Source organism: Synechococcus sp. CCY9202 (genome assembly GCF_034931685.1).
Taxonomy (GTDB): Bacteria; Cyanobacteriota; Cyanobacteriia; order PCC-6307; family Cyanobiaceae; genus CBW1002.
This window is the reverse complement of record NZ_JAYGID010000019.1, coordinates 1-21987: the sequence shown is the minus strand read 5'-3', so window position 1 is coordinate 21987 and position 21987 is coordinate 1. Positions and strand designations below refer to the sequence as shown.

Genomic DNA, 21987 nt, shown 5'->3' with positions numbered 1-21987 from the left:
AACTCCGCCCTGCCATGGCCCTCCAGATCGGTGATCCCGCACCAGATTTCACGCTGCCCGACCAGGAGGGCAAGTCCGTGAGCCTGGCGGACTTCCGCGGACAACGCGTGGTGATCTACTTCTATCCCAAGGACGACACGCCGGGCTGCACCAAGGAGGCCTGCAATTTCCGCGACCAGTGGAGCAGCTTCAGCGCCAATGGCATCACGGTGCTGGGCATCAGCAAAGACGGCGCCGCCAGCCATGCCAAGTTCATCGACAAGTACACCCTTCCCTTCACCCTGCTCAGCGATGCGGAGCCCTGCCCGGTGGCCGAGGCCTACGGCAGCTACGGCCTCAAGAAGTTCATGGGCAAGGAGTACATGGGCATGATGCGCCACACCTTCGTGGTGGACCCAGAGGGGAAGATCGAGCTGGTCTACCTCAAGGTCAAGGCGGAGGAAATGGCCGATCAGATCCTTGGAGATCTCGGTCTGGCCTGAGGGTCCTCCAGCTGCACCAGAGCCTCCAGGCAGAGATTCGGGGCATGGATGAGCTGGAGCGGTGCTGCCGCTGGCATGGCCGGCTCGATCAGGGGCAACAGCTGGGCCCCGTCTCCACCGGTGAGCCAGAGGCGGCATCCAGGACAGACAGCCACAGCTTCCGCAGCGGCCGCCACCACCGCCGCCGCCAGACCCCGCACCACGCCTTCGGCCATGGCGGCGGCGGTCTCCTGGGGCCAGGCTGCAGCAGCGCCAACTGGGGAGCTGTCGCTAGGGATCGGAGGCCATGCCTCCATCCGTGGCAACCGCGCTGTTCCTGCCGCCAGCGCCCGCAGCTGCAGGGCGACACCGGCCTGAAGGCGGCCGCCTCGAAAGCGGCCGGTGCCATCCACCAACGTGAGGCTCAGGGCCGTGCCTGCATCCGCCACCAGCACGGGCCTGTGATCCTGCCGCCAGGCCCCCCACCCCGCCAGCGCCCGATCCACACCCAGCCAGGCAGGCATCTCCCGCAGCGGAACCTGGCTCAGATCCAGCCGCGGGGCACCGGCCAGTCCGGCCATTGCAGTGGCCGGAACGGGCCCGACCGCCGCCCAGGCCCTCAGGCCGCCCGCCGGAAACCCAGCCTCAGGCGTAGTGTGGCAGAAGCGCAGGGCGGCACCTGGTTCGGGCGGTCGCTGGGCCCAGTGCCAGCGGCTGTTGCCGATCAACAACCAGCTTGCCAGCGGCTCAGATGCCCTCACCCATCAATCCGGGCAGATGGATGCCACATTCCTGCTTGAGCCCCCCAAAACGCGTGGCCCGGCCAATGGTGCTGCCATCGTCGGGGGCACTGGAATGCCAGTCGCCCACGGTCGTGTAGCCCTGTTCGAACAGCGGATGCTGGGGGAGACCGTGCTCCTCCATGTAGTAGTAAACGTCGCGATTGCTCCAGACCAGCAGGGGCCGCAACGACCAGCGCTGGCGGATCGGATCGAGCACCTGCATGCTGCGGCGGTGATCGGTCTGGCCACCCCGCACACCGCTGGCCCAGCAGCGCACCTGCAGCTCAGCGAAGGCACGGTCCAGCGGTTCCACCTTGCGGATGCGGTGATAGAGCTCCAGATCTTCGACACGGCCGGTTTCCCAGAGCCGGCCATGCAAGGCCTCCATCCGGGCCGGCGACAGCCCCGACTGCGCCACGTGCAGGTTGAGGCCCAGACGGGCCGTGAGCTGATCGGCGTAGCGATAGGTCTCGGGCGGCAGGTAGCCGGTGTCCACCCAGATCACTGGGATGGAGGCACCGCCATCCAGACGGCTCAGCATGTGCAGCAGCACCGCCGACTGGATCCCGAAGCTGGTGGTCAGCGCAAAACCGTCCTGAAACCGATCGAAGGCCCATTGGAGACGCTCCTGGGCCTTGAGCGGATCCAGGTCGGCACGGGCCGCGGCCAGATCGATCGACCGCCCCGCCATGTCAACGGGGAGGGTTGCGGCGGGGGCAGTCACCATGACTCCATCATCGCCCCCGATGGAACGGCTGGTTAGGGTGCCGATCGGGCACGTCTGGATCAGGACACAGGTTTTCCAATCCTGCACCCATCTCCCTCCCCGCCCGCATCAACAGCTCCCAACCTCGCCAGCGGCCCACCGTCCGAGCCCTCCCCATACCCGACCCAGCGTGTCCGACGTGAGCTCCGATCCCATCGCACCTGACACGTCGTCGGCCACAGGATCCATCGATCGCAGCATCGTGATCGTGGGTGGCGGCTTCGGTGGCCTCTACACCGCCCTGGCCCTGGCCCAGCACCGCGATCACCCGCCGATCCTGCTGATCGAACCCAACGAGCGCTTCGTCTTCCAGCCCCTGCTGTACGAGTTGCTCAGTGAGGAGATGCGCAGCTGGGAGATCGCCCCCCGCTACGACAGCCTGCTGGCCAGCCGCGGCATCGCCTGGCTGCAGGACCGGGTGGACCAGGTCGACACCGAACAGCACACGCTCAAAACCCGCAGCGGTCATGAACTCCGCTATGGCCGCCTGGTGATCGCCAGCGGCGGCCAACCCGCCACCTTCAACGTGCCAGGCGCCCTCGAGCACGCCCTCTTCTTCCGCACGCTTCATGACGTGGAACGGCTCCAGGGGCTGGTGCGGCAATTGCGGCAGCAGGCGCTGCCGTTGCAACGCCTGGCGATCGTGGGGGCTGGCCCCAGCGGTGTGGAGCTGGCCTGCAAGCTGGCTGATCTGCTCGGCGGCAGCACGCTGATCGAGCTGATCGAACAGGGGGAGGATCTCCTGCCCCAGGCCCGCTCCTTCAACCGCGAACAGGCGCGGCTGGCCCTGCAACGCCGCGATGTGCGCCTGCGCTGCCGCAACCGGGTGCGGGCCATTCATCCCGGCGGCCTGGATCTCCTCCTACCGGAGCCGGGCAACGAGGCCGGTCGGCAGGAACGTCTGCCGGCGGAAGCGGTGATCTGGACTGCCGGCTTCCAGGCCCGCCCACCGGCCCTCAACCCGCCCGTGCCAGGCGACCGCCTGGGCCGCCTGCCCGGCCAGCCTGACCTGCGGCTGCAGGGGCATCACGACGTCTTTGTGATCGGCGATGGCGCCCATGTGGCCGACGAGGACGGCGAGCCGTTCCCCGCCAATGCCCAGGTGGCTTTTCAGCAGGCCCCCTGCCTTGCCGCCAACCTGCTGCACTCCCTGGCCGGCGAACCGCTGGACTCCTTCCACTGGAACGACCTGGGCGAGATGATCAGCCTCGGGCTCGGCGAAGCCAGCCTCACCGGTGGTGGTTTCACCTTGGCGGGCGCCGCGGCCTTCCAGTTGCGGCGCCTGGCCTACCTGACCCGACTGCCCGGCCTGCCCCTGCAACTCAAGGTGGCGGCCGGCTGGCTCACCGATGGACGCTGAGCGCGATGCAGGCTGACCTGAAGACGGCCGCAGCCTGGCCCCGGCCGCGGGCCCTGCTGCTCGATGCGATGGGCACCCTGATCACCCTGCGCCAGTCGGTGGGGCACACCTACGCCGCCGTGGCCGCTGAGCACGGGCTCACGGTGGAGGCGACCGCCATCGACCGGGTTTTCGGCGCGATCTACCGGCAGGCTCCACCCCTGGCCTTTCCGGGGCTGGAGGGCGCCGAGCTGCTGGCCGCTGAACGGCAGTGGTGGGGGGAGCGCATCTCAACGGCCCTGCACCAGGCGGGCGGCGTGGTGGCACCACCAGAACTGCCATGCGCCCTGTTCGAGCGTTTCGCCGATCCAGCCCTCTGGATGGTCTACGCCGAGGTGCCGGACTGTCTGGCCCGCTGGCAGACCCTGGGGATCCGCCTGGCCGTGGTCAGCAATTTCGACCAGCGTCTCCAGGGCCTGCTGGAGGGGCTGGGCCTGACCAGCTGGCTGGAAGTGGTTGTGGTGTCCAGCAGTGCCGGGGCCGCCAAACCCTCGCCGCTGCCATTCCGGCAGGCGCTCCATCAGCTGCAGCTGGAGCCCGGGCAGGCCTGGCACGTGGGGGACAGCCCGGAGGATGAGCTGGGAGCCGCCGCTGCCGGAGTGCGCTGCCTGCGCCTGGATCGGTCTTGAAACAGGGTGTTCTGGTCGGACGCACCGAAGGGTTGCGCCCCGCCCAGCGGCGGCAGCTGGAGCGCCTCTGTCATCGCCGCCATCGCCCGGACGAAACGGCCGACACGCTGGGGCTGCAGCGCCTGGCGGGGCTGAGCCACGAGCTGGAAACCCCGCTGACCCTGCTGGTGGACGGCCGCGGCCTTGGCCGGCTGCTGTGGGTGGGCCCCCTGGAAACCTCAGGCCGGCTGCTGGAGCGGCTGCCGGGATCGAGCCGACGCCTGGGGGAAGACTGGCGTCTGCTCACCTGCTGCGGCCGCAGCCGCAAGCTCGAACCCGGTACCCAGGAAGGCATCGTGGGGCTGGATCTGGCGCCGCGGCTGTGGCTGCGCTTCCCGGATCAACCCGCTGCCGGAGGGCACTGGCCAGCCGGCCTGTTCGTGCCCAGCGGAGCCGGGCAGCCCTGGCAGGGCCTGGAGGAGGGGGATCTGGGCGATCTGTGCGGCCGTGATCCCGCCAGCCTGCCCTGCGCCTCCACCGCCCCTGCTGCCATGGCGCCGGGCGATCGGCCTTCAGCCAGGGGAGCGCCAGCCGCTGGGCAGGAGCGGGTTCTGCTGCTGGTCCTCACCCCGAATGACCAGCAGCAGGCCAGCCGGGAGATCGCCGAGCTGGAGGGGCTGGTCCGCAGCGCCGGAGCCGAACCGGTGGGACTGGTGACCCAGCGCCGCCGGCAGGAGTCCCCCCAGAGCCTCTGGGGCGAGGGCAAGCTCAGCGAAGCGGCCCTGGAAGCGCGGCGGCTCGGCGCCACCCTGGTGGTGACCGATCGGGAACTCAGCCCGGTGCAGGGCCGCAACCTGGAACGGTTGCTGGATCTGCCGGTGAGCGACCGGAGCGAGCTGATCCTCGACATCTTTGCCCTGCGGGCGGCCAGCGCCGCCGGTCGTTTGCAGGTCGAGCTGGCCCAGCTGCGCTACCGCCTGCCACGGCTCACCGGCCGGGGCCAGAGCCTCTCGCGCCAGGGGGGCGGCATCGGCACCCGAGGGCCGGGCGAAACCCAGCTCGAGAAAGACCGGCGCGCCATCGCCCGCCGCATCGACCACCTCCAGGCCAAGCTGAAACAGCTGAGCGCCCACCGGGCCCGCCTGCGGCAGCAGCGCCACGGCCTCCGCCGGCTGGCCCTTGTGGGCTACACCAACGCCGGCAAAAGCTCCCTGCTCAATGCCCTCACCCGCCGCCAGGGCGATCAGGCAGTCGTGGCAGAGAACAAGCTGTTCGCCACGCTCGATCCCACCACCCGCCGCATCGACCTGATTCCCGCCAGCGGCCCACCTCTGGCGCTGCTGGTCACCGACACGGTGGGCTTCATCCGCGATCTGCCGCCGCCCCTGATCGAAGCCTTCCGCTCCACCCTCGAGGAGACCCTCGATGCCGATGGCCTGCTGCTGGTGGTGGACCTCAGCGATCCAGGCTGGCCGGAACAGATCGCCACGGTGAACGCCATTCTCGATTCGCTCGGCAGCTGCGTTCCACGGCGACTTGTGGCCAACCAGATCGATCGCTGCCCGGCAGGGGAGCTGGAGAGGGCTCTGGCCCTGGAGCCGCAGGCCCTGTTCGTCTCAGCCACGGCAGGGCTGGGCCTCCAGGGGCTGCGGACGGCATTGCAGGATTGGCCGGATTCCTCGATCGAACGCCTGTCATGAGTGCCCTGCTTCAGACGGCACTGCACCCCCAGGCGCTGATCACCCTGGTCGTGTTTGCCCTGGCGATCGTTCTGTTCATCACAGGCTGGCTGGCACCGGAGGTGACCGGACTGCTGGCTGCCGGCCTCTTGATCGCCACGGGAGTCCTGAAGCCCGCAGAGGCGGTGGCCGGGTTCGGAAGCACCGCTCTGATCACTCTGATCGGTCTGTTCGCCCTCTCGGCTGCCCTGTTTCGCTCCGGCGCCCTGGATCGCCTGCGGGGTCTGATCGGCTCGGATGCGGTGCGCAGTCCCAAGCGGATGATCACCCTGATGGTGGCGGTGGTGGGACCGGTGTCGGCCTTCATCCCCAACACCCCGATCGTGGCCACCCTGCTGCCGGTGATCGAAGGCTGGTGCCATCGCCACCGGATCGCCCCCTCCAAGGTGCTGCTGCCCCTCTCCTTCGCCACGGTGCTGGGGGGAACCCTCAGCCTGCTGGGCAGCTCCGTGAACCTGCTGGCCAGCGATGTGAGTGAGAAGCTCGGTTACGGAGCCTTCGATCTGTTCACATTCACAGGCATCGGCCTGGGGGTCTGGCTGGTGGGCGGGACCATGATGGTGCTGCTGGCCGATCGCTTCCTCCCGAACCGAGGTATTGATGACGACGATCTGGTGGGCAGCTTTGCCAGGAGCGGATACCTCACCGAGGTTCTGATTCCAGAGGGCTCCGAGCTTGTGAACCAATCGCTGCACCTGAGCCGCCTGCAGCGCCGCTTTGACGTGGACGTGCTCGAACTGCACCGCGGCAACGAGCGCTTCCTGCCCCCCCTGGCGGATCGCAGCCTTGCGGCGGGTGATCGCCTGCTGCTGCGTTGCAGCCGCGACGATCTGCTGCGGCTGCAACAGGACCACACGATCAGCCTGGCCCCGGCCAGTCAGGATGAGGAAGAAGGTGCTCGGATTGATCCGGGCAGCCAGCGCACTGTCGAAGTGTTGCTGCCCTCGGGATCGACCCTGACAGGAGACTGCCTACGGGATCTTCGGTTTCGCCAGCGCTACAACGCCACCGTCCTGGCCCTGCGCCGTGGCAATGCGGTGCTGCGCGAACAGCTCGGCCAGGCGGTGCTGAGGGAAGGCGACGTGCTGCTGCTGCAGGCGCCCCGGGATGCCATCCGCGGCCTGCAGGCCACCAACGACCTGGTGGTCCTGGAGCAGCTGGAAAAGGATCTCCCCACCGTGAGCCGCAAGCGCTACGCCATTGTGATCGCGGCGCTGGTGATCCTTCTGCCCAGCTTTGAGCTGATGCCGCTGGTGGCTTCGGTGCTGCTCGGCACAGTGGCGATGGTGGCGACGGGCTGCCTCCGGCCCGGCGATCTGCAGCGCTCGATCCGTCTGGACGTGATCCTGCTGCTGGGCTCCCTGGCCAGTTTCAGCGTGGCTCTCGAGAAAACGGGGCTGGCTGAAGCGATCGCCACGGCCCTGCTGAGTGGCTTACACACCTGGTCGGTGTTCTGGGCTCTTGTGGTGGTGTTCCTGTTCACCACCCTGCTGACTGAAGTGATGAGCAATGCGGCCACCGTGGCCCTGCTGATCCCGATCGGAGCCCAGCTGGCCAACGGGCTCGGCCAGCCACCGATGGCCTTTATTTTCACCGTGTTGTTCGGGGCCAGCCAGAGCTTCCTCAGCCCTGTGGGCTACCAGACCAATCTGATGGTGTTCGGACCGGGCCGCTATCGGTTCCTCGACGTGGCTCGCTACGGCGTTCCCCTGACACTGACCATGACCTTCCTGGTTCCCTGGCTGGTGTGCCGTCAGTTCAGTCTGTAGCGGTCCCGAAGAAGCCGCTGCTGTGCCACGATCGGCAACTGGCCTTCCCTTGCCACACTTCTCTGATCATGGCTCTGCAGCTCGGCGACACCGTTCCCGATTTCACCCAGGATTCCCAGCTGGGTACGATCAATCTCTACGACTTTGCCGGCAACAGCTGGGTCGTCCTGTTCTCCCACCCCGCCGACTACACCCCGGTCTGCACCACGGAGCTGGGCGAAGTAGCCCGCCTTCGCCCGGAATGGGAGAAGCGCAATGTCAAGACGATTGCCCTGAGTGTCGACTCAGCCGAGAGCCACAAGGGCTGGATCGGTGATATCAATGAGACCCAGAACACCACCGTCGACTATCCGATTCTGGCGGATGCCGACAAGTCGGTGAGCGACCTGTACGGGATGATCCACCCGAACTCCCTCAACAATCTCACGGTGCGGTCGGTGTTCATCATCGATCCCAGCAAGAAGTTGCGCCTGCAAATCACCTATCCCGCCAGCACGGGTCGCAATTTTGACGAAATCCTGCGCGTGATTGATTCACTTCAACTCACCGATTCCCACCAGGTGGCCACACCGGTGAACTGGAATGATGGCGACGACTGCGTGGTGGTGCCCTCCATTCCCACCGAAGAAGCCCGCACCAAGTTCCCCAAGGGTGTCACGGAAGTGAAGCCCTATCTGCGCATGACCCCGCAGCCCAACAAGTGATCGGATCCTGATCCGAGAGCCAACCCCTCCTGCCATGGCGCCACGCCCAAAGCGTCCCCCAGGGCATCGCTACCGCTGGCATCAGCGTCTCAGCGTTCCCCAGTTCACGGCGATCACCGGACTTCTGGTGATCGCTTTCGGAACGTTCATCCTGGCCTCACCGCTCTGCTCCACCAAAACGGTGGGGCTCTGGGAAGCCCTGTTCACCGTGACCTCCGCGATCACGGTGACCGGCCTTTCGGTCATTGATGTCGGAACCGAGTTGACCCCTATCGGGCAGGTGGCTTTAGCGGGTCTGATCATCACCGGTGGGCTCGGGCTGATGGCGATCACCACCTTTCTGCAGGGGTTCGTACAGGGGCACTCCGGCCTGAGGCACCGGCTTGACAAGGGCCGGGCCCTTGATGAATTCGGGGTCGGCGGCATCGGGCCGACCTTCCGGTCAATCCTGATCACAGCCGGCTGCGTGATGGGGATCGGCACCCTGATCCTGTTCAGCTTCGGCTTCAATGACATCCCCAATCTGGGGGAACGGCTCTGGGCCTCGATGTTCCACTGCATCAGCGCTTACAACAACGCTGGTTTCGGATTATGGAGCGACAGCCTGGTGCGCTACCGCAGCAATCCGGTGGTGAATCTGGTGATCGCCAGCATGATCGTGATGGGCGGTCTTGGATGGAGAGTCACCAATGATCTCTGGGTCAATCGCTTCCGCCTGCGGCGCCTGAATCGCCTGAGCATGCACACCCGTCTCGTGATTCGCAGCACGATCGGTCTGATTCTGGTCGGGACTATCGGCCTTCTCCTGACTGAGCATCTCGATACCGAGGGGCTTCTGATGCAGAAGCTCGATACCCTGGACAAACTTCAGGTGAGTCTGTTCCAGTCAATCACCACACGCACCGCTGGCTTCAACACGATTCCCCTCACCACCAGCACGCTCTCCGATGCAGGCCTGTTGCTGATGATGGGGCTGATGTTCATTGGCGCCAGTCCCGGTGGCACCGGTGGCGGCATCAAAACCACCACCTTTGCGGCCCTGATGGCAGCCACCCGCTCCACCCTGCGAGCTGAAGACGGCGTGGTGGTGCGCAATCGCGAGATTCCAGCCAAGGTCGTACTGCGGGCCGTCGGGGTCACCCTGGCCTCGCTGCTGTTCGTTCTCGGGATGGCCCTGCTGCTGGCCCTCGACAACATCGGCGGTGGCGGCAGCGCCGAGACCGAGGCCTTCACCTTCCTTGAAAAACTGTTCACCTGCGTCTCCGCCTTCAGCACCGTGGGGCTGGATGTGGATGTCACAGTCCACCTGGATCGCTGGGGCCAGGCGGTCTTGATGGTGGGCATGTACGTCGGCCGACTGGGAATCCTGCTGCTGCTCTCTGCGTTCTATGGCAGTCGCCCTCAGACTCGGGTCAAGTATCCCAAGGAAGAGCTCTACATCTGAACCGTCGAACCAGCACCGACCAGCCAGGCCCCATCCAAACTTCTCCAGCGACCAGTGCAGGCAGACAGGCGACACAGACGGCCTAAACAGAAGCCCAGACCACGCAGCCAAGTCAGAAGCCCCAGGCAGACAGCCAATCCAGACGGCCAATCCAGACAGCCCATGCGGACAGCGAAACCTGACGGAGCTTCCGCACGCACCACCCCCACCGACCACACCAACCACACCGACCAGAGGATGCAGCGGGAATGAACCAGTGGTGGCAATGGCAGGGAAGCGAGGATCGCTTCGAAGACAGCTTCGCCGTGATCGGGGTGGGACGCTTCGGTGGTGCCGTCTGTAAGTCGCTCGCCAGCGCTGGTGCCGACGTGCTGGCGATTGACAGCAGTCAGCGAGCCATTGACGAGTTGCGTCAGGCCGATCCGGGCATTGAGGGTCGGGTGGTGGACTGCACTGATGAAGAGGCCCTGCGGGCCTCGGGAGTGCTGGATCTCGGCACGGTGGTGGTGGCGATCAGCGAGCCCCTCGAGGCCAGCATCACCGCCACCCTGATCGCCAAGGACAGCAGCGACAGCCGCGTCAAACACGTGATCGCGCGGGCCACCAGCGATCTGCACGAGAAGATGCTGCGCCGGGTCGGCGCCGACCGGGTGGTGTTTCCCTCGAAGATGCAGGGAGAACGCCTGGGGCTGGAGCTGGTGCGTCCGAACCTGCTGGAACGCCTGCGGCTGGACGACCGCAACAGCATCGAGGAGATCAAAGTGCCCCGCGCCTTTGTCGGGCACTCCCTGCGGGACATCAACCTGCGCAAGAACTACAACGTCAGCGTGCTGGCGGCCGGCCCCCAGAACCAGCTGACCGTCAACCCACCGGCCTCCCATGTGCTCAATGAAGGCGAACTGCTGGTGGTGATGGGCACCAGCACGGCGCTGGAAGCGCTTCCCTCCACCTGATCGCCATGCGCGTGGTCGGCCTGATGAGCGGCACCAGCGCCGATGGCGTGGACGCGGTGCTGGCCGCCTTCTCAGGCCCGCCCCAACGTCCCCGCTGGCAGTTGCTTGGGCGGGCCTCCGTTCCCTATCCCGACGACCTCCGCCAGCGGCTGCTGGCGTTGGGCCAGGGAGCCTCGTGCACCTCGGCGGAGCTCCTTGACCTGAGCGAGGCCGTGACCGAGGTGCAGGCCGAGGCGGCCCGCCATGCCGATCCCGGTGCCACAGCCGCTCTGGTGGGCTGCCACGGTCAGACGCTCTGGCACCGCCCCCCTACGGGCGATCGCCGTGGCGCCAGCCTGCAGCTGCTGCAGGGCCCGTTGCTGGCTTCCCTGCTGCAGCGACCGGTGGTTCACGACTTCCGGGCTGCCGATCTGGCCCTGGGGGGGCAGGGGGCGCCGCTGGTTCCCCCCTGTGATGCGGCACTGCTGGGCAGCACCGGTGGCTGGCGCGCCCTGCTCAACCTGGGAGGCATCGCCAACCTCACCCTGCTGCCGCCCCGCCACGGTCCCGATCGCCACGCGTCGGTACGCGGCTGGGATTGCGGCCCGGCCAACACCCTGCTGGACCTGGCCGTGGAGCAATTCAGCCAGGGACAGCTGAGCTTCGATGACGGGGGCGCCTGGGCAGCACGCGGCAGGGTGCAGACAACGGTGCTGGAGCGCTGGCTGCAGGAGCCCTATCTGCTCCAGCACCCACCCAAGTCGACCGGCCGGGAATTGTTCGGCCAGGCCGACCTGCAACGCCGCCTGGCGGACCTGGCCCAGACCAGCGCGGCTACCCGCGACAGCACCGACTTCGCCGCCGACAGTCTCGCCACCCTGACGGCCTTCAGCGCCGCGACCGTGGCCCAGGATCTCCAGCGCGGTCCACGGCCAATCGAACTGCTTGTCGCCGGAGGAGGCGGCCGCAACCAGACCCTGATGCGGGAGCTGCGGCGCCGCTGCCGGGGCATGAGCGTGCGACCCCTGCAGGAGCTGGGCATCGGCGATCTGGAGAGGGAAGCCCTGGCCTTCGCGTTGCTGGCCTGGTGGCACCAGCAGGGCCACCCCGGCTCCCTGCCAGCGGTGACCGGCGCCCGTCAGGAGGCCGTGCTGGGGACTTGCGCCAGGCCTGCAGGGCTGTCACCTGATCGCTGCGGCTGATCCCGCGTCAAGCGCGAGGGCGGAACAGCCGTAAGCGGCGGGTTCTCTGAAGCCGTTGGCCTCGATTCTGCTCCTGACGCAAGAGGGCCGCACGAAAGCGATCGGCCTGGACCTCGCTCGGCAGCAGACCGGAGTCGCCGGCCAGAAGCTGCTGCCGCTCCATCCGCTCCACACCCTGCTGGATCAGCACCCGCGCCATGTTGCTGACGGTGCGGGAATCCCGCTCCGCCAGAGCCGTGAGCCGGTCGCATAGATCCTCCGGCAAGACCACCTGAATCCGCGGCGACTTTGAGCGGCCACTGGAGGATGTCTGTCGGGTAGGCACGGCGCAGTGGAGGGTGGATGGCTCACGGGCGGAGACGCCCGGACAAAGGCCGCACTGGACAGCACCAATGACCACCAGTGTACAAACACACCCTTGGGTAGTATCCAAGCCTATGCTGTAGCTAGACCCGGCCCTCGGCCATGGCGCCTCGCTCCAACGGCCCCACCACCACCTCCGCCCAAAGCAGTGGTGATGTGCTGGTATCAGCCGTGATCAGCCCCTACCTGCTCACCCACCTGCACCACGTGCTGCAACGGGCGGAATTCGGAGCCCGTCAGGACGGGCAGAGCAGCCTGGCCGCCAACTACGCCCAGCTCCGCCAGGTGCTCTGCCAGGAAGCCCGCAGCCTCAAGGGCGAAACCGCTGACAACGAGGCCAAGTCCTGAGTGCCCTTCCCTACGGAACGCGAACAACCGCGTCCCAGGGCACACTGTGGGGCACCTCCACTGCATAGGGTCAAGCCATCCGTGGCCGAGCGATGAGCAACGCACCCCAGCTCTACGCGCGCATCAGCGCCGATGCGGCACTCACCCAGGACCTGTTCCGCCAGGCCCTGCAGGACCCCAGCGGCGCCCTGCAGAGGATCGTGGCGCTCGGTGAGGCCGAAGGTCTGCCGGTGAGCCCTGAGGAGGTGAAGGCCCACATCGCCAGCCTGGAGGACGGCGACACCAAGCAGTGGCTGGTCAAGGCGCGGGGCGGACTGTGATTCCGGCCAGGGGAACGGAGCCCCTCGGCACCCCGGGATCGCGGGATCGGGACTGGCTCGAACCTGGCGGACTGACAGGGATCTCTCCGGGGCGGCGCTGGGCCCCACCACCCTGGGCCCAGCTGAAGAAGAGCCAGTAACTCACGATCGCCAGACCTGCCGCCACCACCAGAGCGGCCACCTGCTCGAGGCGCTTGATCATCCCAACGAGCAGCCGAGGTTCTGAAAACCACTTTGCCGGACGCTGATCCGGTGGGCGGATCTCAGGGGTTCCGGTCGGGAGGATGGCCAGGGATGATGCAGGCAACGCACCGGAACCGGCAGGATTCCGTGGCTCCTGCTTACCCATACCCACGCCGCCGTGCTTCGTCTCGAACGGATCAGCAAGATCTATCCCACCGGTGAAGTGCTGCGGGATGTCACCTGGGAGGTGAAGGCCGGTGAACGCATCGGCCTGGTGGGCGTGAACGGTGCCGGCAAATCCACCCAGATGCGGATCATTGCCGGCCTGGAGGAGGCCAGCGGCGGCCAGGTGGTGAAACAGGGGGAGCCGCGCATCGCCTACCTCCAGCAGGAATTCGATGTCGATCCCGAGCGCACCGTGCGCGAAGAGCTGTTTCAGGCCTTCGGCGAAGCGGCCCAGGTGCTGATCCGCCAGCATCAGGTTGAGCACGCCATGGCCAGCGAGCAGGCCGCCTGCGATCCCGATCACCTCGATGAGCTGATCCACGAGCTCGGCCGGCTGCACAGCCGCTTCGAGGCCCTGCACGGCTACGAACTCGACGCCCGCATCGACAAATTGCTGCCCACGATCGGCTTCACCCCCGAAGGCGCCGAGCTGCTGGTGGGCGACTACTCCGGCGGCTGGCAGATGCGCATCGCCCTGGGCAAGATCCTGTTGCAGGAACCGGATCTGCTGCTGCTGGATGAGCCGACCAACCACCTGGATGTGGAGACGATCCAGTGGCTGGAGAGCTACCTGATCGAGCAGAGCGCCGCCCTGGTGGTGATCAGCCATGACCGCACCTTTCTCGATCGGGTCTGCACCCAGATCGTGGAGACCGAACGTGGCGTCTCACGGACCTACCTGGGCAACTACAGCCAGCATCTGGAGCAGAAGGCGCTGGAGCGCGAGGCCAGTCAGGCCGCCTTCGATCGGCAGCAGAAGGAACTGGCCAGCCAGCAGGCCTATGTCGACCGCTTCCGGGCCAGCGCCACCCGCTCCACCCAGGCCAAGAGCCGGGAAAAGCTGCTTGAGAAGGTCGAACGGATCGAAGCCCCGATCGAGAGTGTCTCCGGTCCACGCTTCCGCTTTCCCGAAGCCCCCCGCTCCGGGCGACTGGTGGCCGAGTTCCGCGATCTCACCCACAGCTATGGCGACAAGATCCTGTTCCTCGGCGCCGAACTGGAGGTGGAGCGGGGCGATCGGATCGCCTTCGTGGGGCCGAACGGAGCCGGCAAGTCGACCCTGCTGCGGCTGGTGATGGGCCTGGAGGCGCCGGATGAGGGCCGGGCCGGGCTGGGTGAGCACAACGTGATCGCCGGCTATTTCGAGCAGAACCAGGCCGAAGCCCTCGACCTGGACAAGACCGTGATCGACACCGTGTTCGAAGCGGTACCGGACTGGACCCAGACCCAGGTGCGCTCCCTGCTGGGCAGCTTCTGCCTCAGCAATGAGGCGGTGTTCAAGGAAGCCGGCAAGCTCAGCGGCGGAGAGAAGGCACGCCTGGCCCTGGCGCTGATGCTGCTGAAGCCCTGCAACCTGCTGGTGCTGGACGAGCCCACCAACCACCTCGACATCCCCGCCAAGCAGATGCTGGAGAACGCGCTGCAGGAGTACGAGGGCGCGGCCCTGCTGGTCTCCCACGACCGCTACTTCATCTCCCGGGTCGCCAACCGGATCGTCGAACTGCGCGAGGGGGAGCTGGTGGTCTACCGGGGCGACTACGCCTACTACCTGCAGAAGAAACAGGAGGAAGCCGAAGCGGCCCGCCAGGCCCTGGAGACGGAAGCCAGAACCCGCAAACAGGCTGCCAACCGCGAGAAGCAGCGCGAGCGCCTGCGCAACAAGCAGGCCAGCAAGAACGATGGCGGCAAGCAACGACAGCCGGCCTGCTGATTGCCGGCTTTGCCGGCAGACGGGCTCTTGCCGGCCGGCCGGCCGGCCGACGGAGGAACCTCAGCGCGGAGCTGGAAAACACAACTTCATAGACGAGTAAGCAACTCGACCCATTTCGCTGGTGTCCAGCGCGATGTGTGCATAGCCTGACCTTACGTCGTTGAGAGCAGCCCATGAGCGTCGAGCTCTGGTCCACGGGACTTGGTTCCCGCACCGGGATTCCTTCCTCCCATGCCGGGACAGCCGAGGCTGGTGCTGCGGCGACGCCGTCGCCGCAGCACCACGAGGAGACCTGGGATGCCATGGAGGTCTATTTCGAGTGCATCACCACCTGCTCCCTCGACGATGGTGAATGCGTCACCCGCTGCGTTGAGGAACTGCGGGAACACCACTGAGCCAGAAGACGAGGCGTACCACAAGACCGGTCGCCCACCACTGGCCCGAACACCGGCAGCCAAGGCCCAGAACTGCCGTCAAGGGGGATGGCGCAAGGGTTTGCTGACGCGTTTTGCTTATCCGTGTCGCAACGGCTACGCGGAGCCCTGAAACACTTTGTAGCGTTGCGCCAGTTTCACGAGCCCCCTGGGGCTTCAGCCATGTCGGAACCCCTCACCCTCAGCCTTGGGCAGAAGTTCGAGCTTGAGCGCATGACCCGAGCCATCGACGCCACGGGTGACCCCCAGGCCCTGCGTGGTCTGGCCAAGCAGCTGCTCCAGGCCTGGCAAAGCCAGAAGGCGGCCACCCAGTGGGTGATGCGCCAACAACTCGGCGCGCCCTCCGCCTTCCTCGGCGGCATGAGCACCATGCCCGAGACCAGCGAGCCTCAGGGATTCGATGTGCTCTGAGCGCGGCGAAGGTCGTGGGCGTCATCCTTTCAGGACCTGACGCCCCGTCCACGACGCCTCCTCCACAAACCACGACATTCCTGACCCCAACCACAACCTGCCCACAGCGCAAGAGAGGCTCAGAAGGCAAACGCCGAGAACGCTGCCCTGTCAGCGCGCCGAGAGACTCCCCAGTTCAACAGGGGTCAGGTCAAGTTCGAGCCGCCTCCCCTGGCGATCAATCCTCAGGTTCAGAGGCCGACCTACGCCGATCCGCTCGACCACACTCACCAACTGACTGGGCTCTGTGACCGGCTGACCATCGGCCACCACGATCACGTCACCCTGCCGAATCCCCACCCGAGCGGCTGGACCTCCCGGCATCACGGAGACCACACGCACACCCCCAGCCGCCGATCCACCCTGGCCCGGCCGTGAAGCTTCCAGGCCCACACCGATCATCGGGTGGCTCACCCAACCACTCTGCACCAGCTGGCTGGCAATCTCCCGGGCCCGATTGATCGGGATGGCGAATCCCAGACCGGCACCAGGGCCCGAACGCACCAGGGTGTTGATGCCGATCACTTCTCCATCGGCGTTGAGGAGAGGCCCGCCGGAGTTGCCGGGATTGATCGCCGCATCGGTCTGAATCAGATCCAGCCGCTTATCCGTGATGCCGAGCTTGCTGGCATTGCGGTTGAGATTGCTGATGATCCCCAGGGTCACGGTGTTATCCAGCCCGAAGGGATTACCCACGGCAATGGCCCAGTCGCCCACCTGAAGGGCATCGGAATTGCCCAGCGCCACCGCAGGCCAGGGCCCTCCTCCGATCAACTGCACCACGGCCAGATCCGTCACCCTGTCCAGACCAACGACCTTGCCCTCGACCCGACGGCCGTCCTGCAGACCCACCAGCACCCGATCGCTCTTGTCAACAACGTGGGCATTGGTGAGGATCAGGCCGTCGGCCCGATAGATCACGCCACTGCCCTGGCCTCTCTCCGTTCGCTGGGACGGGGGCGCGGCCTGGGGAACCCCGAAGAACTGCCGGAAGAAGGGGTCGGCCAGCAGCCCACGGGGCAGCCCACCACCGCCACCCGGTACCAGAACGGTGCGCTCCGTGTCGATCGTCACGACGCCAGGGCCGGCGCGACGCACGGCGCTCGCCACGAACGACTGGCGCGTCAGGGCTGCAGCGGCGGCCCCCTGCGCCAAGGCCGCCGTTGGCAGCAGCGGCAGGGTCACCATCACCGCTGCAAGGGTGACTCCGGGCCAGGCCAGCGAATGCAAGGGAAAGCGGCGCATCACTCGAACTCCGCGAACGGCGCAGATCAACGCAAACCGTAGGAAACGTGGCCGACTCAGACGAGCCGTGCAAACCGCCAGGCGATCCGGCTACGATCAGTGAAGTTTTCTATCGATCCATGGACACGTCGCGCCTGCTGCTGGCATTCCTTGCTTTCGGAGCGGCCTGCACCACCCTCTGGGCCTGGATGCTGGCCAACGCCACGCCTGACACCTCCACAAGCAAGCGATGATGGATCCGCGATCGGATCCGGCGATTCGTCGCATCCGATCGAATGGACGTCTTCACCAAGCTGTTTCCCTACCTCTACGGAGCCTGCTTCCTGCTGCTGCTCTGGCAGGCCTTCCAGGTGATGGCCCGTGGTTTTCGTGCCGTACCCCGCCCTGGCGACCGCAGCGCTGCCGGCACCACCAGTGGCGATCGCACCGGCCGGCTCACCATTCATCCGGAACTGCTGGATGCCGAAGGCCAGCTCACCCGTGAGGATCTGCTCACGGTGCGCTTCAACGGCGACAACGAGCGCCCAGGGACCGAGGTCGACAACTGAATAGGCTCGCAGGTGTGATCGTGCATGCCGGCGGAGGCAGACCGTGGACCAGAGAACTCGAATCGTTGGTGCCGTGCTCCGGGGTCTGAAGCTCCCACCCCGCTTCCGCCTCAAGCTGGTCAAGGAAGATCCCGTGCGGCTGGAGCTCACCATGACCCCGGCCTATGGGCAGGATCCGGTCCGGGTGGGCGTGATCGAATCCCAGGATCTGGTGGCCCGGCGCGACCGCGAAGGCCGTGTGCCTCGCGATCTGCAAGGCACCTGGGACTGGACCGTGTGGCACGGGAAGGTGTCGACAGGTGGCTGGAATCCCTATCTCAAGGAAGCCCTGCAGACCATGTTTGAAACCGGCCTGCCGGCGATCGTCTACGAAGAGAAGACCGGCGAGGGCTATCACCCCGTGGATGGAGTGCGGCACGTGCGCTGAGCCCATGCCGCGGGCCCGCTCTTCCCCTGCAGCACCTGCAGCCCCCCTGCCGATCGACGGGCTGCTCGGCGCGATCGAAACGGCGCTGAGCCCTCCAGGGTCCACCCTGCTGCTGCAGGCACCGCCCGGTGCCGGCAAAACCACGCGGGTGCCTCTGGCCCTGATGCACGCCCTGCCCGCGCAGGGAATCGTGATGCTGGAGCCCCGCCGCCTCGCGACCCGCGCCGCCGCCGAACGTCTCGCCAGCTCCCTGGGGGAAGCGGTTGGGGAACAGGTCGGCTACCGGGTTCGCCTTGAAAGCCGTTGCTCCAGCCGGACCCGACTGGAGGTCGTGACCAGCGGCCTGTTCCTGCGGCGCCTGCAGAGCGATCCGGCCCTGGAGGGCGTGGGGTTGGTGATCTTCGATGAATTCCACGAGCGCCAGGCCGACGCCGACCTGGCCCTGGCCCTGTTGCGACAGGCCCGCGCCCTGCTGCGCCCGGACCTGCGAGTGCTGGTGATGTCGGCCACCCTGGATCTCGAGCCGCTCGCCGCCGAGCTCGATCAGGCTCAGGTGCTCACCAGCGAAGGCCGCAGCCATCCGGTGAGCGTGGAGCACCAGCGCCCCCGTGAATCCGAAGCGATCGAACGGCAGGTGCTGCGGGCCCTGGAGCAGCAGTGGCTGCCACAACGTCACGCTGGTGAAACCGCGCTCATCTTTCTACCCGGACTGCGGGAGATCCAGCGCACCCAGCGGCTGCTCGAGAGCTGCCCCTGGAGCCAGCAGGTCGCCATCTGCCCCCTGCACGGATCCCTGCCGCTCGAGGCCCAGCGCCAGGCCATCGCCCCCGCCGATCCCGACGGCGCCAAGCTGGTGCTGGCCACCAGCATTGCCGAGAGTTCCCTCACGATCGAAGGGGTACGGCTGGTGATCGATGCGGGCTGGTCGCGCCGCAGTCGCTTTGATCCTGCCACGGGCATGGATGGACTGGTCACCGTGCCGGCCAGCCAGGCCAGCGCCGAGCAGCGGCGGGGCCGCGCCGGCCGACTCGGGCCAGGCCATTGCCTGAGGCTGTGGTCGCCAGCCGAGCAGCAGCGCCGGCCCGCCTTCGATCCGCCGGAACTGCTGGAGGTCGATCCCCTGCCGATCGCCCTGCAGCTGGCCCAATGGGGAGCGGGGCTGGGGGAAGACCTGGCCTGGCTCACACCACCACCGCTGGCTGGCCTGCAGGAGGCGCGAAGGCTGCTGGAGCAGCTCGGAGCCCTCGATCAAAGCGGCGCCCTCTCCGATCACGGCCGTGCCCTCAGCGCCGTAGGACTGCACCCGCGCCTGGCCCATCTGCTGCTGAAGGCCAGCGGCGCGGGGGATCTGGATCTGGCCTGTGATCTGGCGGTGCTGCTGAGCGAACGGGATCCGCTCGATCGCCAGGAGCATGGCAGCGACCTGCTGCGCCGCCTGGCCTGGATGCGGCCCCAGGGCCAGGGACGGAGAGGGTCAGGCCCTCAGCAGCGGCTGCACCAGCTCGCCGCCGAACTGCGACGACAGGTGAGAGCTGCAGCGGCTCCCCCTAGCGGCGCGGACCCAGGGCCAGCAGATCTGGAGTGGCGAGCGGCGCGCCTGATCACCTGGGCCTATCCGGAGCGGATCGCCCTGCGCCGCCCTGGAAGCCCGCATCGCTACCAGCTCCGCAGCGGTCGCGGCGCCACCCTCCATCCCAGCGACCCTTTGGTCCTGGCCGAAGCCCTGGCGGTGGCCGTCCTGGACGGCCAGGGACAGGACGCGGCGATCCGACTGGCCGTGCCTCTGCCTGCGGCATTGCTGGAGGAACTGGCTGTGGACCAGGGTGTCAGCGTCGAAGAGGTGCGCTGGGACAACACCGCGCAGCGGGTGCGCTGCGAACGCAGCCTGCGCCTCGGAGCCCTGGTGCTGGAGCGCAGCCCCTGGCCCGAGGCCGATGAGGACCGGATCCGACAGGCGTTGCTCGAAGGCCTGCGGCAACGGGGACTGGAGGCCCTGCCCTGGGGGGCGAGGAGCCGGCAGTTGCAGCAGCGGCTGCTGCTGGCTCACCAGCACCTGGGCTCCCCCTGGCCTGACTGCAGCGACCAGGCCCTGAGCCAGACGCTCGAAGACTGGCTCGGCAGGCACCTGCAAGGGGTCCGCAGCCTGGAGGATCTGCAGCGGCTTGATCTGTGCGAGGTGCTCTGGGCAGACCTGGACTGGACGCAGCGGCGTCTGCTCGACGACTGGCTACCGCAGCAGCTGACGGTGCCCTCCGGTCGGCGAATCCATCTCACCTACCAAAACGGGGAGGCGGTGCTGGCGGTGAAACTGCAGGAGATGTTCGGCTGCCGGCAGACTCCGACCCTGCTTCAGGGACGGCTACCCGTGACCGTGCACCTGCTCTCGCCAGCCGGGAGACCAGCCGCGATCACCCGCGATCTGAGTGGGTTCTGGGACCAGGGCTATGCCGAGGTGCGGCGCGATCTGCGGGGCCGCTATCCGCGCCATCCCTGGCCGGAAGATCCGCGCCAGGCCCAGGCCACGGCCCATACCAAGGCCCGCCTGGCACGGGAGCAGGCTGCCCGACCAGCGCCGCAGGGCTGAGCGTCTCCCAGGCTTCACAAGGGGAAGCCTGGGAAGTCGTCCAGCAAATGGCCGAAACCGAAGTGGCGCAATCCCTCCACGATGCCGGCGCAACCTTCCGCGCGGGCCCGGTAGGTCCGCGGCAGGCAGGAGACCTTCTCCCGCAGAGCCTGCTCAGCGTTGCCCACCATCACCCCAGCCAACCCCGTCTCGAACATCGCCAGGTCGTTGAGCGTATCGCCGGCCGTCACCACCCGTTCGGGATCGATCTCGAGCCATTGCAACAAGGTCAGCAGGGTGGAGCCTTTGTTGACACCGGCCGGCAAGACATCGAGATAGCGGTTGTCCGACACGAGGCAGTCGACCCCATGGGCTTCGAGTGCGACCAGTCGCTGCCAGTCGATCGCTTCGCCATCCAGGGTGTAGGCAAGCCGGCGCTCGGTGCTGATCGGTTGCGAAGCCACTCCGGGCAGAGCCTCGAGCAAGGGCAGCAGCCGCTCCGGCAACCCTTTCCAGCGGGCATCAATCGGATCCACCATCCCAGGCACGGTCTTCAGGCTGATCCCACAGGCCACGGTGCAGCCCACATCACCGATCACCAGATGGGGGTGAGCCAACCCGAAGGCGGCATCGTCGATCAGCAGGGAGGCGATCGAACTGAGCTGGCGGCCCGTGCAGAAGATGTGCAGCACCCGCTCACGCCGTTCCACCAGCCAGCGGTAAAAAGCACGGCGCCAGAGTGGATCGCCCCCCAGCAGGGTGCCATCGAGGTCGGTCACCAGCACCAGATCCGGCTGGGCTGGCAGGGCAGCGGCAATCTGCTGCTGCAGAGCGGCACGGGAGGGCTGAATGGATTCGGAAACAACTGAGTGCAGCCCTAGGCGAAAGCCACAGGCTTGTCAAATCGGAAAACCGCACAGCACCTGTAGCAAGCAGCACTGTCAAGACCACTCCATCTTTCGTTACAGTTGAGGAGTCCTGGAGATTGCTTCCATGTCTGACGCTTCCCAGCCCCGCTTCGGCTTCGTCAACTTCGCCGAGACCTGGAATGGCCGCCTCGCCATGATGGGTTTTGTGATTGGCCTGGCTACCGAGCTCCTCACCGGCCAAGGCATCCTGGCCCAGGTCGGCCTCGGTTGAGGCTTTCTCAAGCCGATTCCAGCCCCGCCGGATCGCCCAACCCAGGGTGAAACGGCGGGATTTTCATCTCGCCTCAGTTCGGTCTCAGTGCCTGGTTCTTAGGAGTTTGCTGAAAAACGAGCCCACGAGCCAGTTTTCCACAGGCATCAGTGGATTTCCGGCTCAAAAAGTCGGATCGGCGGCTATCAGAGCCGCAAACTGCCCGATTTCGGCATCGTTGGCCT

At 66.8% G+C, this 21987-nt stretch carries 24 protein-coding genes; 18 read left to right on the top strand and 6 right to left on the bottom strand.

Features of this window, described 5'->3' with window-relative positions; translation table 11 throughout:
• Positions 1-14: 14 nt before the first annotated feature.
• Positions 15-482 (top strand): thioredoxin-dependent thiol peroxidase, encoded by a 468-nt coding sequence (bcp, locus tag VB777_RS02090; RefSeq protein WP_197158659.1) that lies wholly within the window; start codon positions 15-17, stop codon positions 480-482.
• On the opposite strand, the gene VB777_RS02085 is transcribed toward bcp, so the two are convergent.
• Both VB777_RS02085 and VB777_RS02080 read right to left on the bottom strand, forming a co-directional pair.
• Positions 452-1222 (bottom strand): type III pantothenate kinase, encoded by a 771-nt coding sequence (locus VB777_RS02085; RefSeq protein WP_197158658.1) that lies wholly within the window; start codon positions 1220-1222, stop codon positions 452-454. The genes bcp and VB777_RS02085 overlap by 31 nt on opposite strands.
• The gene (locus VB777_RS02080) at positions 1209-1970 is read right to left on the bottom strand and encodes a phosphoadenylyl-sulfate reductase (protein WP_197171821.1); all 762 of its coding nucleotides are present in this window, start codon (positions 1968-1970) and stop codon (positions 1209-1211) included. Before VB777_RS02080 ends, VB777_RS02085 begins: the two co-directional genes overlap by 14 nt.
• Before the next feature lie 178 nt (positions 1971-2148).
• On the opposite strand from VB777_RS02080, the gene VB777_RS02075 reads away from it, so the two are divergent.
• The 8 genes from VB777_RS02075 (at position 2149) to VB777_RS02040 (ending at position 11806) form a co-directional block, all read left to right on the top strand.
• On the top strand, positions 2149-3369 hold the full coding sequence (locus tag VB777_RS02075) for an NAD(P)/FAD-dependent oxidoreductase (RefSeq protein ID WP_231598200.1): 1221 nt from the start codon (positions 2149-2151) through the stop codon (positions 3367-3369).
• Between the two features lie 5 nt (positions 3370-3374).
• A complete protein-coding gene (locus VB777_RS02070; RefSeq protein ID WP_197158655.1) occupies positions 3375-4037 on the top strand; it encodes an HAD-IA family hydrolase in 663 nt (220 codons plus the stop codon).
• Positions 4034-5716, top strand: a complete 1683-nt coding sequence (hflX, locus tag VB777_RS02065; RefSeq protein WP_323246767.1) for a GTPase HflX — start codon at positions 4034-4036, stop codon at positions 5714-5716. The genes VB777_RS02070 and hflX overlap by 4 nt, the downstream gene beginning before the upstream one ends.
• Positions 5713-7524, top strand: coding sequence for an SLC13 family permease (locus tag VB777_RS02060; RefSeq protein WP_197158653.1), 1812 nt, complete (start codon positions 5713-5715; stop codon positions 7522-7524). The genes hflX and VB777_RS02060 overlap by 4 nt, the downstream gene beginning before the upstream one ends.
• A 68-nt stretch (positions 7525-7592) precedes the next feature.
• Entirely contained in the window at positions 7593-8228 is a 636-nt protein-coding gene (locus VB777_RS02055) for a peroxiredoxin (protein ID WP_197158652.1), read from the top strand.
• A 34-nt stretch (positions 8229-8262) separates the two neighbouring features.
• A complete protein-coding gene (locus VB777_RS02050; protein WP_197158651.1) occupies positions 8263-9672 on the top strand; it encodes a TrkH family potassium uptake protein in 1410 nt (469 codons plus the stop codon).
• A 248-nt stretch (positions 9673-9920) separates the two neighbouring features.
• Complete coding sequence (locus VB777_RS02045) at positions 9921-10625, top strand: potassium channel family protein (protein WP_197158650.1); 705 nt, start codon at positions 9921-9923, stop codon at positions 10623-10625.
• 5 nt (positions 10626-10630) lie between these two features.
• Complete coding sequence (locus VB777_RS02040; protein ID WP_323246763.1) at positions 10631-11806, top strand: anhydro-N-acetylmuramic acid kinase; 1176 nt, start codon at positions 10631-10633, stop codon at positions 11804-11806.
• A gap of 7 nt (positions 11807-11813) precedes the next feature.
• On the opposite strand, the gene VB777_RS02035 is transcribed toward VB777_RS02040, so the two are convergent.
• Positions 11814-12131 (bottom strand): ribbon-helix-helix domain-containing protein, encoded by a 318-nt coding sequence (locus VB777_RS02035; RefSeq protein ID WP_323246761.1) that lies wholly within the window; start codon positions 12129-12131, stop codon positions 11814-11816.
• Between the two features lie 140 nt (positions 12132-12271).
• On the opposite strand from VB777_RS02035, the gene VB777_RS02030 reads away from it, so the two are divergent.
• Positions 12272-12517, top strand: coding sequence for a hypothetical protein (locus VB777_RS02030; RefSeq protein ID WP_231598199.1), 246 nt, complete (start codon positions 12272-12274; stop codon positions 12515-12517).
• Between the two features lie 92 nt (positions 12518-12609).
• Positions 12610-12837 carry a hypothetical protein gene (locus VB777_RS02025; RefSeq protein WP_197158647.1) on the top strand — a complete coding sequence of 76 codons (228 nt, stop codon included), beginning with the start codon at positions 12610-12612 and terminating at the stop codon, positions 12835-12837.
• On the opposite strand, the gene VB777_RS02020 is transcribed toward VB777_RS02025, so the two are convergent.
• Complete coding sequence (locus VB777_RS02020; protein ID WP_197158646.1) at positions 12815-13039, bottom strand: hypothetical protein; 225 nt, start codon at positions 13037-13039, stop codon at positions 12815-12817. The genes VB777_RS02025 and VB777_RS02020 overlap by 23 nt on opposite strands.
• 159 nt (positions 13040-13198) lie before the next feature.
• Here VB777_RS02020 and VB777_RS02015 point away from each other — a divergent pair, with 159 nt between their 5' ends.
• The 3 genes from VB777_RS02015 (at position 13199) to VB777_RS02005 (ending at position 15801) form a co-directional block, all read left to right on the top strand.
• Positions 13199-14956 (top strand): ATP-binding cassette domain-containing protein, encoded by a 1758-nt coding sequence (locus tag VB777_RS02015; RefSeq protein ID WP_322758276.1) that lies wholly within the window; start codon positions 13199-13201, stop codon positions 14954-14956.
• Between the two features lie 173 nt (positions 14957-15129).
• Positions 15130-15351 (top strand): hypothetical protein, encoded by a 222-nt coding sequence (locus tag VB777_RS02010; protein WP_197159387.1) that lies wholly within the window; start codon positions 15130-15132, stop codon positions 15349-15351.
• A 201-nt stretch (positions 15352-15552) separates the two neighbouring features.
• Positions 15553-15801, top strand: a complete 249-nt coding sequence (locus tag VB777_RS02005) for a hypothetical protein (protein WP_197158644.1) — start codon at positions 15553-15555, stop codon at positions 15799-15801.
• Positions 15802-15951: 150 nt separating this feature from the next.
• Here the strand turns inward: VB777_RS02005 and VB777_RS02000 are convergent, their stop codons facing one another.
• Entirely contained in the window at positions 15952-17085 is a 1134-nt protein-coding gene (locus VB777_RS02000) for a trypsin-like peptidase domain-containing protein (RefSeq protein WP_416238295.1), read from the bottom strand.
• Between the two features lie 275 nt (positions 17086-17360).
• Between VB777_RS02000 and VB777_RS01995 the strand changes: the two genes are divergently transcribed.
• From VB777_RS01995 to hrpB, 3 genes are read left to right on the top strand one after another with little or no spacing between them, the layout of a single operon-like run.
• A complete protein-coding gene (locus VB777_RS01995; RefSeq protein WP_197158642.1) occupies positions 17361-17633 on the top strand; it encodes a DUF2973 domain-containing protein in 273 nt (90 codons plus the stop codon).
• Positions 17634-17676: 43 nt separating this feature from the next.
• On the top strand, positions 17677-18060 hold the full coding sequence (locus VB777_RS01990) for a hypothetical protein (RefSeq protein WP_197158641.1): 384 nt from the start codon (positions 17677-17679) through the stop codon (positions 18058-18060).
• A gap of 4 nt (positions 18061-18064) precedes the next feature.
• Positions 18065-20644: an ATP-dependent helicase HrpB gene (hrpB, locus tag VB777_RS01985; protein ID WP_323246757.1), complete on the top strand. Its 2580-nt coding sequence runs from the start codon at positions 18065-18067 to the stop codon at positions 20642-20644.
• A 14-nt stretch (positions 20645-20658) separates the two neighbouring features.
• Here the strand turns inward: hrpB and VB777_RS01980 are convergent, their stop codons facing one another.
• The gene (locus tag VB777_RS01980) at positions 20659-21408 is read right to left on the bottom strand and encodes an HAD family hydrolase (protein WP_323246755.1); all 750 of its coding nucleotides are present in this window, start codon (positions 21406-21408) and stop codon (positions 20659-20661) included.
• 208 nt (positions 21409-21616) lie between these two features.
• On the opposite strand from VB777_RS01980, the gene VB777_RS01975 reads away from it, so the two are divergent.
• Entirely contained in the window at positions 21617-21763 is a 147-nt protein-coding gene (locus VB777_RS01975) for a chlorophyll a/b-binding protein (RefSeq protein WP_197158638.1), read from the top strand.
• The last annotated feature ends 224 nt before the right edge of the window (positions 21764-21987 follow it).

Bases quoted from the DNA above. Each gene is read 5' to 3' on its own strand.
- bcp (WP_197158659.1), top strand. From the start codon at position 15: ATGGCCCTCCAGATCGGTGATCCCGCACCAGATTTCACGCTGCCCGAC.
- VB777_RS02080 (WP_197171821.1), bottom strand. From the start codon at position 1,970: ATGGTGACTGCCCCCGCCGCAACCCTCCCCGTTGACATGGCGGGGCGG.
- VB777_RS02070 (WP_197158655.1), top strand. From the start codon at position 3,375: ATGCAGGCTGACCTGAAGACGGCCGCAGCCTGGCCCCGGCCGCGGGCC.
- VB777_RS02060 (WP_197158653.1), top strand. From the start codon at position 5,713: ATGAGTGCCCTGCTTCAGACGGCACTGCACCCCCAGGCGCTGATCACC.
- VB777_RS02055 (WP_197158652.1), top strand. From the start codon at position 7,593: ATGGCTCTGCAGCTCGGCGACACCGTTCCCGATTTCACCCAGGATTCC.
- VB777_RS02050 (WP_197158651.1), top strand. From the start codon at position 8,263: ATGGCGCCACGCCCAAAGCGTCCCCCAGGGCATCGCTACCGCTGGCAT.
- VB777_RS02045 (WP_197158650.1), top strand. From the start codon at position 9,921: ATGAACCAGTGGTGGCAATGGCAGGGAAGCGAGGATCGCTTCGAAGAC.
- VB777_RS02040 (WP_323246763.1), top strand. From the start codon at position 10,631: ATGCGCGTGGTCGGCCTGATGAGCGGCACCAGCGCCGATGGCGTGGAC.
- VB777_RS02030 (WP_231598199.1), top strand. From the start codon at position 12,272: ATGGCGCCTCGCTCCAACGGCCCCACCACCACCTCCGCCCAAAGCAGT.
- VB777_RS02025 (WP_197158647.1), top strand. From the start codon at position 12,610: ATGAGCAACGCACCCCAGCTCTACGCGCGCATCAGCGCCGATGCGGCA.
- VB777_RS02020 (WP_197158646.1), bottom strand. From the start codon at position 13,039: ATGATCAAGCGCCTCGAGCAGGTGGCCGCTCTGGTGGTGGCGGCAGGT.
- VB777_RS02010 (WP_197159387.1), top strand. From the start codon at position 15,130: ATGAGCGTCGAGCTCTGGTCCACGGGACTTGGTTCCCGCACCGGGATT.
- VB777_RS02005 (WP_197158644.1), top strand. From the start codon at position 15,553: ATGTCGGAACCCCTCACCCTCAGCCTTGGGCAGAAGTTCGAGCTTGAG.
- VB777_RS02000 (WP_416238295.1), bottom strand. From the start codon at position 17,085: ATGCGCCGCTTTCCCTTGCATTCGCTGGCCTGGCCCGGAGTCACCCTT.
- VB777_RS01995 (WP_197158642.1), top strand. From the start codon at position 17,361: ATGGACGTCTTCACCAAGCTGTTTCCCTACCTCTACGGAGCCTGCTTC.
- hrpB (WP_323246757.1), top strand. From the start codon at position 18,065: ATGCCGCGGGCCCGCTCTTCCCCTGCAGCACCTGCAGCCCCCCTGCCG.
- VB777_RS01975 (WP_197158638.1), top strand. From the start codon at position 21,617: ATGTCTGACGCTTCCCAGCCCCGCTTCGGCTTCGTCAACTTCGCCGAG.